Genomic DNA, 13,172 nt, shown 5'->3' with positions numbered 1-13,172 from the left:
CAAGTCTTGAGCTGCAAGCCGGGGTTCCCCGCTTGCAGCTTTTGTTTTGCTGCCTGACGCTGTGAGGAGCTGCCGATCAAACCGCTATTTGCCAAAGGTCCTTCGCTGGGTGTGCGCCTGCTGGTGTTCACCGTGCTGTCGGCTGCGCTGATGGTGGTCGACGCGCGCTTCACCCTGTTGCAGCCGCTGCGTGCGCAGCTGGGCCTGATTGTCGAGCCGGTTTACTGGGTCGGGCGCTTGCCGGTACGTCTGTGGGAAAGCGCTACGCAGGAGCTGAGCAGCCGCAGCGAGCTGACCGCCGAGAACGAGAGGCTCAAGGCTGAACAGCTGATGATGCAGCGCCGCCTGCAAAAGCTTGCCGCTCTTACCGAGCAAAACGTGCGCCTGCGTGAGCTGCTCAACTCGGCCGCGCTGGTCGACGACGACGTGCTGGCTACTGAGCTGATCGGTATCGACCCCAATCCCTTTACCCACCGCATCCTGATCGACAAGGGCGAGAAGGACGGCGTGGTGATGGGGCAGCCCGTACTTGATGCACGTGGTCTGATGGGGCAAGTGGTCGAGGTCATGCCCTATACCTCGCGTGTGTTGCTGCTCACGGACACTACCCACAGCATCCCGGTACAGGTCAATCGCAATGGCTTGCGAGCCATTGCCAGTGGTACCGGTAACCCGGAGCGTCTAGAGCTGCGGCATGTGGCGGATACCGCTGACATCAAGGAAGGTGATCTGCTGGTCAGCTCCGGTCTTGGTCAGCGTTTCCCGGCCGGTTACCCGGTGGCCATGGTCAGTGAAGTGATCCACGACTCGGGGCAACCTTTTGCCATCGTGCGTGCGGTGCCAACCGCCATGCTCAACCGCAGCCGTTACATGCTGTTGGTGTTCACTGATCCGCGCACCCCGGAACAGCGGGCCACCGAATCGGCGCAGGCCCAGGAAGCCCTGGACCGAGAAATTCTGCAGCAGGCACAACCCGCGACTCAGGCTGCCGAAGCGCCTGCGACCCCCGCCACGCCGTCGGAGGCAGCGCAATAATGGCCGCACGATCAAGCAATATCTGGGTGGTCTGGCTGACGTTCGCTCTGGCGCTGTTACTCAGCGTATCGAGCATGCCCAAGTTTATGGAACTAGGCCGCCCGCTGTGGCTGGCGCTGTTTCTGACCTACTGGGTGCTGGCCTTGCCGCATCGCGTGGGCATGACCACAGCCTGGGCCCTGGGGCTGCTGGCGGATGTTCTGAATGGCACCCTGTTGGGGCAGAACGCCCTGATCCTGACCCTGATTACCTTCCTGGTGCTGACCCTGCACCAGCGTTTGCGCATGTTTCCGATGTGGCAGCAGAGCACTGTGTTGTTGGTGGTCTTCGGGCTGGCCCAGCTGGTGCAGCTGTGGCTGAACGCGCTGACCGGTAGTCGCCCACCCACCCTGGAATTTGTCCTGCCGGCGCTGGTCAGTGCCTTGCTCTGGCCCTGGGTCTGCGCAATCCTGCGTGGGCTGCATCAGCGTACCGGCGTCAACTGAGCAGGCGCCTCGGCCTTGCACCATCCGACAGGGAGAAGTCTGCATGGCCACCCTCTATCTTGCCTCCGGGTCGCCGCGTCGGCGTGAGTTGCTGACGCAAATTGGTGTGCCCTTTCTCACGCAAATCGCACCGATTGATGAAAATGCATTGCCAGGTGAGTCGCCGCTCGCCTATGTAGAGCGCCTGGCACTCGCCAAAGGGCATGCCGGGCTGGCGGCCTTGGCCGATTCCGATGGCGCGGTGGTACTTGGTGCCGATACGGCTGTGGTGCTGGATGGGCACATTCTTGGCAAACCGCGCGACCGTGCAGACGCTTTGGCGACTTTGCAGGCCTTGTCCGGACGCAGCCACCAGGTACTCACGGCGGTGGCCTTGGTCAGCCGCGAACGCCAGGTCGCGCGGGTGGTCACAAGCCAGGTGACCTTCCGCCCGTTGACTCAGGCGGAAATCGAGGCCTACTGGGCCAGCGGCGAGCCGCAAGACAAGGCCGGCAGTTATGGAATCCAGGGCTTGGCGGCGGTGTTTGTCAGCCAGCTGCAAGGCAGCTACTCGGCAGTGGTAGGGTTACCCCTGTGTGAGACCGCAGCGTTACTCGCAGAATTTGCTATTCCGTGCTGGCAGACAGTGCCGGTCAACAGTTAAGAGGCTGCCGCTTCAACCAAGGGTTTGGGCGGTCGCGTCATCGCGCAGAGTGGGATGCATGAGCGAAGAAATTCTGATCAATATCACGCCGATGGAATCGCGCGTGGCGGTGGTGGAAAACGGCGTGCTGCAGGAAGTGCATGTCGAGCGCACGCAGAAGCGCGGCATTGTCGGCAACATCTACAAGGGCAAGGTGGTGCGCGTGCTGCCGGGCATGCAGGCGGCGTTCGTCGACATCGGCCTGGAGCGCGCGGCATTTATCCATGCGGCGGAAATCTCCAGCCGTGAAGGCCCGGCCGTGGAAAGCATCAGCGCTCTGGTGCACGAAGGCCAGAGCCTGGTGGTGCAGGTGACCAAGGACCCGATTGGCAGCAAGGGCGCACGCCTGACCACGCAGCTGTCGATTCCCTCGCGCTACCTGGTGTACATGCCGCGTACGGCGCATGTCGGGATTTCGCTGAAGATCGAAGACGAAGCCGAACGTGAGCGCCTCAAACAGGTGGTCGCCGATTGTGTGGCCGCTGAAGGCATTGAGGAATCTGGTGGTTTTATCCTGCGCACAGCGGCTGACGGCGCTGGTGCCGATGAAATCCTCGCCGATATCCGCTACCTGCGCCGGCTGTGGGAGCAGATCGCCACGCAGATGAAAGTCGGCCCAACGCCGCTGGTGATCTACGAGGATCTGTCCCTGGCGCTGCGCACTCTGCGTGACCTGGTCAACCCGAAGATCGAGAAGATTCGCGTCGACTCGCGCGAGACCTTCGGCAAGATCACCCAGTTTGTCGATGAGCTGATGCCAGAAATCGCCGACCGCCTGGAGCATTACCCCGGTGAGCGGCCGATTTTTGATCTGTATGGCGTCGAGGATGAAATCCAGAAGGCTTTGGAGCGCAAGGTACCGCTCAAATCCGGCGGCTATCTGATCATCGACCCGGCCGAGGCGATGAGCACCATCGATGTGAACACCGGCGCGTTCGTCGGTCACCGCACCCTGGAAGAAACCATCTTCAAGACCAACCTGGAGGCAGCCACGGCGATTGCCCGCCAGCTGCGCCTGCGCAATATCGGCGGGATCATCATCATCGACTTCATCGACATGGAAGATGAAGAGCATCAGCGCCAGGTGCTGCGTACCCTGGAGAAGCAACTGGAGCGCGATCACGCCAAGACCAACATCATCGGCATCACCGAGTTGGGCCTGGTTCAGATGACCCGCAAGCGCACCCGTGAAAGCCTTGAACAAGTGCTGTGCGAACCGTGCAGCGCCTGTCAGGGACGCGGCAAGCTGAAGACGGCGGAAACCACCTGCTACGAGATCTTCCGCGAGATTCTGCGCGAGGCGCGCGCCTATCAGCCGGAAGGCTACCGGGTGCTGGCCAATCAGAAAGTGGTTGATCGCCTGCTCGATGAAGAGTCGGGTAACGTCGCCGATCTCGAAGCCTTTATCGGTCGCACCATCAAGTTCCAGGTGGAAACCATGTATTCCCAGGAGCAGTACGATGTGGTGTTGCTCTGACATGCAAGCGGGCCTGAACTGAATGGAGCAGCTGGCGCGCGGATTTGCCTGGCTGGTGCGAGCCGCATTGGGGCTGTGTGCCCTGGCGCTGGTGCTGGCGGCGTTTTATGTCAGCCTGGGCCGCGAGCTGGTGCCGCTGGTGGCCGAGTACCGGCTTGATGCTGAAGACAAGGCCCGTGAAGCGCTGGCGATGCCTGTGCAGATCGGCGCGTTGGAAGGGTTGTGGCAGGGCTTTTCGCCCGTACTGACCGCCCATGACGTGGCCGTCGGCGAGGGCGCAGGTGCTCTGCAGCTGGATCAGGTGCGGGTGGTGCCGGATGTGCTCGGCAGCCTGCTGGCGCGTCAGTTGCGTGTGGCGCGGCTTGAAGTCGACGGCTTGCAATTGGTGCTGGAGCAGGATGCTCAGGGGCAGTGGGCGCTCAAGGGCTTGCCGCAACGCAACCCGGCGGCACCGCTGGATCTGGCCCAGACGCTGCGTCAGCTGCAGGTGGTCAAGCGGCTGTCGCTGCTCAACAGTCAGGTCACTCTGCAGGCTTATGCACAGCCGGCGCGCACGCTGACCTATGTCAACCTGAGTTTGCTCAACGGCCCTGTGCGGCAACGCCTGGATGGCCGGCTGCTGTTGCCGGACGGGCAGCCACTGGCGTTGCAAGTGCGTACCCGCCTGCGCGCCGAACGTTGGCAGGATGCCCAGGTCGACGTCTATCTGAGCCTGCCACAGAGCGATTGGGCAGCCTGGGTGCCGGCCAGCCTGCTGGCACAGTGGCGGCTTGAGCAGCTGCAACTGGGCGGCGAAGTCTGGCTGGCCTGGGCCAAGGGCCAGGTGCAACGCGTGGTCAGCCGTCTGCATGCCCCGCAGATCCAGGCTGGTTATGCCGAGCGTGAATCGGTTGCCCTGCACAATCTGACGCTGAATGGCTATTTCAGCCGCACCGAGCAGGGTTTCAAGCTGTTGCTGGATGACCTGGCTTTCAGCCGAGACGACAAGCGCTGGGGTGATGTGCGCCTGGCCCTGACCCAGCAAGCGGAGAGCGCAGAGTTGCAGGAGCAATGGCTGCTCAGTGCCGACCGCCTTGATCTGGCGCCGCTGCAGCCGCTGGTAGCAGCTCTGGCGCCGCTGCCGGATAACGCTCTGGCGTTACTGGCGCAACTCAAGCCACATGGCACGTTGCAGAATATTCAGCTCGACTACCGACCTCGTCTGACTGACAGCAAGCGCCTGCAGTTTGCCGCCAATCTGCAGCGCATCGGCTTTGCTGCCTACCTCGGCTCGCCCGCAGCAGAAAACGTCAGCGGCAGTATCAGCGGTGACCTCGGGCAGGGCGAGCTGCGTGTCGACAGTGAGGATTTCTCCCTGCACTTGGACACCCTGTTTCCCTTGCCCTGGCACTACAAGACGGCCAAGGCCCGCTTGACCTGGCAGCTCGACGAGCAGGCCTTCACCCTGCGCAGCCCGTATTTGCAGGTGGTGGGTGAGGAAGGGCCGGTAGCCGGGGATTTTCTGATTCGTCTGCGCCGTGATCCTGCCGAAGAGGATTACATGGACCTGCGCGTTGGCCTGCGCAATGGCGATGCACGCTTTACCGAGAAGTACCTGCCCAGCCGCTCGCCGGGTATGAGTCACGATCTGGATGCCTGGCTGAAGGCGGCGATCCGCTCCGGCGCGGTCGATGAAGGCTATTTCCAGTACCAGGGCTCGCTGAACAAGGGGGCAGAGGCGGCCGCGCGCAGTATCAGCCTGTTCTTTGCCGTGCACGATGCCGAGCTGGCGTTTCAGCCGGGCTGGCCGTCGCTGCGTGAGGGGCGTGGGCGAGTGCTGATCGAAGACAGCGGCGTGCGTGTCGAGTTGGCTCAAGGGCGGATTCTCGACAGCCAGGTGCGCAATGCCCAGGCGGTGGTTGCCACCGCGCTGCCGGGTCAGCCGCCGCGCCTGTTGCTCGATGCCGAACTGGACAGCAGCGTGGTTGATGCTCTGCAGATTCTGCAGCAGGCGCCCATCGGTACCGCGCCGACCTTTGCCGGCTGGAGTGGCGATGGCGCGCTGGCGGGCAAGCTGAAGCTCGATCTGCCGCTGCGCAAAGGCTTGGCGTCTGCGGTGGTGGTGGATTTTGCCACGGCCGATGCGCAGCTCAGCCTGCCCAGTCCACCGTTGCAGTTCACCCAGTTGCAGGGGGCCTTCCGTTACAACACCGCCAGCGGCCTCAGCGCGCCGGATATTCGCGCCCAGGTGCTGGGGCACGCAGTACGTGCCAAGGCCCTGGCCGAAGGGGCGCGGGGCAAAGCGCGCAGCCGCATTGAGGCCAATGGGCAGATCGCCGTCAAGGAGCTGAGTAGCTGGCTGGGCGTGACTCAGCCGCTGCCGGTCAGTGGCAACCTGCCGTATCGCCTGAACCTGATCCTGGACGGTGCCGACAGTCAGCTACGCGTCAGTTCCAGCCTTAAAGGTGCTGCGGTGGCGCTGCCGGCTCCCTTCGGCAAGAGCGCTGCCGAGGAGCGCGCAACGCAGTGGCGCATGAGCCTCGGTGGGCGTGAGCAGCGCTATTGGCTGGAGTATGCCGAGCTGCTCAGCCTGTCGTTTGCTGCGAGTGCGGGGCAGTTCAACCAGGGGCGCGGTGAGCTGCGCCTGGCCGATGGCCCGGCCAGCCTGCCCACCAGCCCTGGCCTGCGCGTGCGTGGACGGGTGGCCGAGCTGGATTGGTCGGCCTGGCAGCAGGCGTTGCAACCCTATGCGCAGGTGCCGAAGCAGGATGCCCAGCAACTGTTCAAGGATGCCCAACTGCGTATCGGCCGTTTCAGTGGCTTTGGCATCAGCCTGGAGGCCCTTGAGGTCGGGGTGCAGCGTGACGCAGCCCGCTGGGCGGTCAGCCTCGACAGTCAGCGTCTGAAAGGCACGATAGGTTTGCCGGACGAGGCCACCCAGCCCATCGCCGTGCAGCTGGATTACCTGCGCTTGCCGGCGGCGGAACCGAAGATCGCCGATGCCCCGGAAGTGGAGAAGCCAGACCCGCTGGCCGGCTTCGACCCGACAGCTTTCCCGGCACTGGATGTGCGAGTCGCCCAGGTCTTTCAGGGTATCGAGCCGCTAGGCGGCTGGTCATTCAAGGCGCGGCCAGTCAGCACGGGTGTACATTTCAATGAGCTGGACCTCAACCTCAAGGGTTTGAACGTCGCAGGCCGGGCTACCTGGCAACACACGGCTAACGGTGTACGCACCGCCTATAAAGGGCGTCTGGGCGGTGCTGACCTGGCCGATGTGCTGATTGCCTGGGGCTATGCGCCCACTGCCAGCAGTCGCGATTTCCATCTGGATGTGGATGGCGACTGGCCTGGCTCGCCGGCCTGGTTCGGCATGAAACGCTTCAGCGGCTACCTTGATGCATCCCTGCGCAAAGGTCAGTTCTCCGAAGTTGAAGGCCCGGCTTCGGCGCTGCGGGTATTCGGCCTGCTCAACTTCAACTCGATCGGACGGCGCTTGCGCCTGGACTTCTCCGATCTGCTTGGCAAAGGCTTGAGCTACGACCGGGTCAAGGGGGTGCTGGAGGCCAAGAGCGGTGTGTTTGTCACCCGCGAGCCGATCACCCTGACCGGGCCGTCGAGCAACCTGGAACTCAATGGCACGCTGGACATGGCCAATGATCGTATCGATGCCAAGTTGCTGGTCACCTTGCCGGTTACCAACAACCTGCCATTGGCCGCGCTGATCGTCGGGGCACCGGCCATTGGCGGGGCGCTGTTTGTCGCTGACAAGTTGCTGGGTGATCGCGTGGCGCGTTTTGCCAGCGTGCAATATGACGTAACCGGGCCTTGGCAGAACCCCGACATCAGCTTCGACAAGCCCTTCGAAAAACCTCAGTAAGCCTGGCTGACAAACGCCCAGCCGTGCAGTCTGCCGGCAGGGCTTGTAAGCTGATGGCATAGCCCTGTGTTGAGATACGACAGTCATGACCCTTGCGGTGATTCAGATGGTCAGTCAGGCCGACGTCCTTGCCAATCTGGCGCAGGCGCGGCAATTGCTGGAGCAGGCTGCTGCGCAAGGGGCGCGCCTGGCGGTGCTGCCGGAAAACTTTGCGGCTATGGGCCGGCGTGATCTGGCCAGCCTCGGGCATGCCGAAGCGCTGGGTACGGGGCCGATTCTGCCGTGGCTGCGACAGGCGGCGCGGGATCTGGGCTTGTGGGTCGTGGCAGGCACCTTGCCTTTGCCCCCCGATGACCAGCCAGACGCTAAACCGCATGCCTGCTCACTGCTGGTCGATGCGCAGGGGCAGCGCGTGGCGCGTTATGACAAGCTGCACCTGTTCGATGTGGATGTCAGCGACAGTCATGGTCGTTATCGCGAGTCTGACGATTACGCCTTCGGCAGCCAGGTTGTAGTGGCCGATACACCGGTCGGACGTCTGGGCCTGACGGTCTGTTATGACCTGCGCTTCCCTGAGCTGTACAGCGCCCTGCGTACCGCTGGGGTCGAGTTGATCAGCGCGCCAGCCGCGTTCACTGCAGTGACTGGCGCGGCGCATTGGCAGGTGCTGACCCGCGCCCGCGCCATCGAAACCCAGTGCTATGTGCTGGCTGCCGGGCAGGGTGGCACGCACCCGGGCGGGCGCGAGACCTTTGGTCATTCGGCGCTGGTCGATGCCTGGGGGCGCGTGCTGGCCGAGCTGCCACATGGCCCAGGTGTGCTGGTGGCCGAGCGTGATGCCGAGGAGCAGGCGGCGATCCGTCAGCGTATGCCGGTGGTCAGTCATAAACGATTTTTTGCGGCGGCCGAATTGCGGCAGTCAGGTATGCAACAGTCATGAACGAGATAAAGCAGCCATGAACACTATGTTGATGTCCGTCAGTGAGCATCTGCTGGGCCCAGGCGGCCTGAGCATTGAGCATTTGCCGGGGGTGTTGGCCGAGTTGGCCGGGCCGGGTATCGATGCGGCGGATCTGTATTTCCAGAGTCAGGTCTCGGAAACCTGGGCGCTGGAGGATGGCATCGTCAAGGAAGGCAGCTTCAACCTCGATCAAGGTGTCGGTGTGCGCGCCCAGTCCGGCGAAAAAACCGGGTTTGCCTACAGCAATGCGATTACCGCCAATGCCCTGAGCCAGGCGGCACGTGCCGCCCGTTCAATTGCCCGCGCCGGACAAAATGGTCGTGTGCAAGCGTTCAGCAGTCCCTTGCTCAAGCCCCTGTATGCCCAGGACAACCCGCTGGATGTGCTCAGTCGGGCAGAGAAGGTCGAGTTGCTCAAGCGCATCGATGTCGCCACCCGTGCGCTCGATCCGCGGATCAAGCAGGTTACTGTCAGCCTGGCCGGCGTTTGGGACCGCATTCTGGTCGCCGCCAATGATGGCAGCCTGGGCGCGGACGTTCGCCCCCTGGTGCGCTTCAACGTCAGTGTGATCGTTGAACAGAATGGCCGCCGTGAGCGTGGCGGCCATGGTGGTGGTGGGCGCACCGACTACCGCTATTTCCTGGCGCAAACCAGCAACAATGAAGAACGAGCCATGGGCTATGCCCGCGAGGCCCTGCGTCAGGCTCTGGTCAATCTGGAGGCCATTCCAGCACCGGCTGGCAGTATGCCGGTGGTGATGGGTGCTGGCTGGTCCGGCGTACTGCTGCACGAGGCGGTTGGTCATGGCCTGGAAGGTGACTTCAACCGCAAGGGCAGTTCGGCCTACAGCGGTCGAGTGGGCGAACAAGTGGCCTCCAGCCTGTGCACCATTGTCGATGACGGAACCTTGGCCGAGCGTCGTGGTTCGCTGAGCATGGATGACGAAGGCACCCAGACCCAGTGCACCACCTTGATCGAAAACGGCGTGCTCAAAGGCTATATGCAGGACAAGCTGAATGCCCGCCTGATGGGCGTTGCAGCTACCGGCAATGGCCGGCGTGAATCCTATGCGCACCTGCCGATGCCGCGTATGACCAATACCTACATGCTGGCCGGCGAAAGCGATCCGGAAGAAATCATCCGCTCGGTGAAGAAGGGTATCTACTGCGCCAACCTCGGTGGCGGTCAGGTGGATATCACCAGCGGCAAGTTCGTGTTCTCCACCAGTGAGGCTTACCTGATCGAGGACGGCAAGATTACTGCGCCAGTCAAGGGCGCCACCCTGATCGGTAATGGCCCGGAGGCCATGAGCAAGGTGTCGATGGTCGGTAACGACCTGGCGCTGGACAGCGGTGTCGGTACCTGCGGCAAGGATGGTCAGTCAGTACCAGTTGGCGTGGGCCAGCCAACGCTGAAAATCGATGCGATTACGGTGGGCGGGACAGGCAGCTAAAGACCGTCGATTGGGTTGCATGGTGTGCAGCCCAATCGATGTGTTGTTTTAGCGCAGACCGCGCTGGGTTTCGTCCAGTTCGCGGATGTATTTGAAGATTTTGCGTGACGCGGCGGGTGCTTTGTTCTGCGCCAGTTCGTGCTGGGCCTGGCGGATCAGCTGGCGCAGGTGTTGGCGGTCGGCGTCGGCATACTCGCCGACGAAGGCTTCCAGGGTGTCGTCGTTACCGTTGATCAACCGGTCGCGCCAACGCTCCAGGTTGTGAAAACGCTCGTTGTACTGGCGGGTCGAGGCGTCGAGCTGGTCGAGCAGGGTGAGGATGGCTTCAATGTCCTGATCGCGCATCAGGCGGCCGATAAACTGCACGTGGCGCTTTTTCGCCGCGTTGGCGGTGTGCTTGGGCGCTTCGGCCAGCGCGCGGCGCAGCTCGTCGGTCAGCGGCAGCTTGTTCAGCAGGTCGAGTTTCAGGGTAGTCAGGCGTTGCCCCAGATCTTGCAGCGCGTGTAGTTCGCGTTTGATCTGGCTTTTGCTCTTCTCGCCGGAGAAGTCGTCAAGGTATTCAGACATGGTGGCGGTCCAGTGGAAAACGCCGACATGATAGCAGCAAGTTTCCAGCTGTAAGCGGATGGCCTGTGTGGCGGCGCTGTACGGCTTATCGTTCAGGAGTGTTTATGAGTGCAGTAGAGAGCGTCGGCCCCCAGGCGGTGCCGCAGTTGCAGGCCCAGGTGGAGCAGATCATTGCCGAGGCTAAAAAGCAGGGCGCGAGTGCCTGTGAAGTGGCGGTGTCAGTGGAGCAGGGTTTGTCCACTACGGTGCGCCAGGGCGAAGTGGAAACGGTCGAGTTCAACCGTGATCAGGGCTTCGGCATCACCCTCTATGTCGGCCAGCGCAAAGGCTCGGCCAGTACCTCTGCCAGCGGTGAAGCGGCTATTCGCGAAACGGTTGCGGCTGCACTGGCGATTGCCAAACATGCTTCCGAGGATGAATGCGCCGGTTTGGCTGATGCGGGGCTGATGGCCCGTGAGCTGCCTCAACTGGATCTCTACCACGCCTGGTCGATCACCCCTGAGCAGGCCATTGAGCAGGCGCTCAGTTGTGAGGCCGCTGCGTTTGCGGCAGACAGCCGGATCAAGAATGCCGACGGCACCACCCTCAACACCCATCAGGGCTGCCGGGTGTATGGCAACAGCCATGGCTTTGTCAGCGGTTATGCCAGCACGCGGCACAGCCTGAGCTGTGTGATGATCGCCGAAGACGGCGGGCAGATGCAGCGTGATTACTGGTATGACGTCAATCGTCAGGGCGAGTTGCTGGCCGATGCCGGCAGCATTGGCCGGCGCGCCGCCGAACGCGCAGTTAGCCGCTTGGGCGCACGGCCGGTGCCTACCTGCGAAGTACCGGTGCTGTTCTCTGCGGAGCTGGCAACAGGGCTGTTTGGCAGCTTTCTGGCGGCGATTTCCGGCGGCAATCTGTACCGCAAGTCATCGTTTCTTGACGGCACGCTGGGTCAGCAGCTGTTTCCCAGCTGGCTGAAACTCGATGAGCGGCCACATATTCCGCGGGCGCTGGGCAGTGCGGCTTTCGATGGCGATGGTTTGGCGACCTATGCCAAGTCCTTTGTCGAGCGTGGCGAACTGCTGTCCTATGTGCTGGGTACTTATTCCGGACGCAAGCTGGGCATGCCGAGTACGGCCAACGCCGGCGGCGTGCATAACCTGTTCGTCAGCCATGGCGATGAAGACCAGAAAGCCTTGCTCAAGCGCATGGGGCGTGGCCTGCTGGTGACCGAGCTGATGGGGCAGGGGTTGAATATGGTCACCGGCGACTATTCGCGCGGCGCGGGTGGTTACTGGGTGGAGAATGGCGAGATCCAGTTCCCGGTGCAGGAAGTCACCATCGCCGGCAATATGCGCGACATGTTCAAGCAGATTGTGGCCATCGGAAATGATCTGGAGCTGCGTAGCAATATCCGCACTGGCTCGGTGCTGATCGAGCGCATGACTGTCGCTGGCAGCTGAGCTGCGGGCATAAAAAAGGGGCCGAGCATCCAGATGCTCGGCCCCTTTGTGTTTGTGCGCGCTTATTCGCCTTCGTCGAAGTAGTTGTTGATCAGCGCGCAAAGGGCGTTGAGGGCATCGTTGTCTTCTGTGCCTTCGGTATGCAGGTGCACGGTGGTGCCTTTACCGGCTGCGAGCATCATTACGGCCATGATGCTCTTGCCATCGACCATGCTTTCCGGGCTGCGGCCGATCTTGACCTGGCAAGGAAAACGCCCGGCGACGCCAACGAACTTGGCGGCGGCACGGGCGTGCAGACCAAGCTTGTTGATAATGGTGATTTCGCAGGCGGGCATCGCGGCAATTCCTTAGCTGAGGTCGCGGTGGCGAGTCTGAACGTTTTTCAGGATGGGCTTGAGCGTTTCACCCAGGCGGTTGGCCAGATATACCGATCGGTGATGCCCGCCGGTGCAGCCAATCGCCACCGTTACATAGGCGCGGTTGCTGGCGGCAAAGCGCGGTAGCCACTTGCTCAGGTAGGCGAGAATGTCCTGGTACATTTCTTCAACATCGGCCTGGGCCGAGAGGTAATCGACCACCGGCTGATCAAGGCCGGAGTAGTCGCGTAGATCCGGCTTCCAGTAGGGGTTGGGCAGACAGCGCACATCGAAGACCAGGTCAGCATCCACCGGCATACCACGCTTGAAACCGAAGGACTCGATCAGGAACGCGGTGCCCGGTTCAGGCTGGTTGAGCAGGCGCAGCTTTAGGCTGTCGCGCAGTTGATAAAGGTTGAGGTGGGTGGTGTCGATCTTTAGGTCGGCCAGGTCGATGATAGGACCGAGCAGCAGGCTTTCATCGGCAATGGCTTCTGCCAGTGAGCGTGTTTCATTGGTCAGTGGATGACGCCGACGGGTTTCCGAGAAGCGCTTGAGCAGGGTTTCTTCATCGGCATCCAGATAGAGCACATCGCACTGGATGTGGCGGGCGCGTACTTCATCGAGCAGTTCGGGAAAGCGCTTGAGCTGACTGGGCAGGTTGCGTGCATCAATGGATACAGCAACCAGAGGGTGCAACAGTTCGGTGTGCAGCAACGCGCGCTCTGCAAGCTCAGGCAAGAGCCCGGCCGGCAGGTTGTCGATGCAGTAAAAACCGTTGTCCTCAAGTACATCGAGGGCAGTGCTCTTCCCGGAGCCGGAGCGACCGCTAACGATGATCAGGCGCAT

11 protein-coding genes are annotated in these 13,172 nt (G+C 62.3%); 8 read left to right on the top strand and 3 right to left on the bottom strand.

What is annotated here, in order from left to right; all coding sequences use genetic code 11:
- The first annotated feature begins 75 nt into the window (after window positions 1–75).
- The 7 genes from mreC (at window position 76) to tldD (ending at window position 9,949) form a co-directional block, all read left to right on the top strand.
- A complete protein-coding gene (mreC, locus tag IOD17_RS15145) occupies window positions 76–1,035 on the top strand; it encodes a rod shape-determining protein MreC (protein ID WP_257777851.1) in 960 nt (319 codons plus the stop codon).
- Window positions 1,035–1,520: a rod shape-determining protein MreD gene (gene mreD / locus IOD17_RS15140; protein ID WP_233685893.1), complete on the top strand. Its 486-nt coding sequence runs from the start codon at window positions 1,035–1,037 to the stop codon at window positions 1,518–1,520. The genes mreC and mreD overlap by 1 nt, the downstream gene beginning before the upstream one ends.
- 43 nt (window positions 1,521–1,563) lie before the next feature.
- A complete protein-coding gene (locus IOD17_RS15135) occupies window positions 1,564–2,163 on the top strand; it encodes a Maf family protein (protein ID WP_233685892.1) in 600 nt (199 codons plus the stop codon).
- Window positions 2,164–2,221: 58 nt separating this feature from the next.
- Window positions 2,222–3,679 carry a ribonuclease G gene (rng, locus tag IOD17_RS15130; protein WP_233685891.1) on the top strand — a complete coding sequence of 486 codons (1,458 nt, stop codon included), beginning with the start codon at window positions 2,222–2,224 and terminating at the stop codon, window positions 3,677–3,679.
- 22 nt (window positions 3,680–3,701) lie between these two features.
- Entirely contained in the window at window positions 3,702–7,535 is a 3,834-nt protein-coding gene (locus tag IOD17_RS15125; protein WP_233685890.1) for a YhdP family protein, read from the top strand.
- Window positions 7,536–7,620: 85 nt separating this feature from the next.
- Complete coding sequence (locus IOD17_RS15120; RefSeq protein ID WP_233685889.1) at window positions 7,621–8,475, top strand: carbon-nitrogen hydrolase family protein; 855 nt, start codon at window positions 7,621–7,623, stop codon at window positions 8,473–8,475.
- A 16-nt stretch (window positions 8,476–8,491) separates the two neighbouring features.
- On the top strand, window positions 8,492–9,949 hold the full coding sequence (tldD, locus tag IOD17_RS15115) for a metalloprotease TldD (RefSeq protein WP_233685888.1): 1,458 nt from the start codon (window positions 8,492–8,494) through the stop codon (window positions 9,947–9,949).
- A 48-nt stretch (window positions 9,950–9,997) separates the two neighbouring features.
- On the opposite strand, the gene yjgA is transcribed toward tldD, so the two are convergent.
- On the bottom strand, window positions 9,998–10,516 hold the full coding sequence (gene yjgA, locus IOD17_RS15110; protein WP_233685887.1) for a ribosome biogenesis factor YjgA: 519 nt from the start codon (window positions 10,514–10,516) through the stop codon (window positions 9,998–10,000).
- Window positions 10,517–10,620: 104 nt separating this feature from the next.
- On the opposite strand from yjgA, the gene pmbA reads away from it, so the two are divergent.
- Complete coding sequence (gene pmbA, locus IOD17_RS15105) at window positions 10,621–11,967, top strand: metalloprotease PmbA (protein WP_233685886.1); 1,347 nt, start codon at window positions 10,621–10,623, stop codon at window positions 11,965–11,967.
- Window positions 11,968–12,029: 62 nt separating this feature from the next.
- Here pmbA and IOD17_RS15100 read toward each other — a convergent pair whose 3' ends face one another.
- On the bottom strand, window positions 12,030–12,302 hold the full coding sequence (locus tag IOD17_RS15100) for an HPr family phosphocarrier protein (RefSeq protein WP_233685885.1): 273 nt from the start codon (window positions 12,300–12,302) through the stop codon (window positions 12,030–12,032).
- A gap of 12 nt (window positions 12,303–12,314) precedes the next feature.
- A complete protein-coding gene (rapZ, locus tag IOD17_RS15095; protein ID WP_233685884.1) occupies window positions 12,315–13,172 on the bottom strand; it encodes an RNase adapter RapZ in 858 nt (285 codons plus the stop codon).

It is taken from the genome of Pseudomonas anguilliseptica (genome assembly GCF_021375795.1).
Taxonomy (GTDB): Bacteria; Pseudomonadota; Gammaproteobacteria; order Pseudomonadales; family Pseudomonadaceae; genus Aquipseudomonas; species Aquipseudomonas anguilliseptica_A.
This window is presented reverse-complemented; position numbering and strand designations above follow the sequence as displayed.

Coding starts and splice junctions, on each gene's coding strand:
- mreD (WP_233685893.1), top strand. CDS start 1,035: ATGGCCGCACGATCAAGCAATATCTGGGTGGTCTGGCTGACGTTCGCT.
- IOD17_RS15135 (WP_233685892.1), top strand. CDS start 1,564: ATGGCCACCCTCTATCTTGCCTCCGGGTCGCCGCGTCGGCGTGAGTTG.
- rng (WP_233685891.1), top strand. CDS start 2,222: ATGAGCGAAGAAATTCTGATCAATATCACGCCGATGGAATCGCGCGTG.
- IOD17_RS15125 (WP_233685890.1), top strand. CDS start 3,702: ATGGAGCAGCTGGCGCGCGGATTTGCCTGGCTGGTGCGAGCCGCATTG.
- IOD17_RS15120 (WP_233685889.1), top strand. CDS start 7,621: ATGACCCTTGCGGTGATTCAGATGGTCAGTCAGGCCGACGTCCTTGCC.
- tldD (WP_233685888.1), top strand. CDS start 8,492: ATGAACACTATGTTGATGTCCGTCAGTGAGCATCTGCTGGGCCCAGGC.
- yjgA (WP_233685887.1), bottom strand. CDS start 10,516: ATGTCTGAATACCTTGACGACTTCTCCGGCGAGAAGAGCAAAAGCCAG.
- pmbA (WP_233685886.1), top strand. CDS start 10,621: ATGAGTGCAGTAGAGAGCGTCGGCCCCCAGGCGGTGCCGCAGTTGCAG.
- IOD17_RS15100 (WP_233685885.1), bottom strand. CDS start 12,302: ATGCCCGCCTGCGAAATCACCATTATCAACAAGCTTGGTCTGCACGCC.
- rapZ (WP_233685884.1), bottom strand. CDS start 13,172: ATGCGCCTGATCATCGTTAGCGGTCGCTCCGGCTCCGGGAAGAGCACT.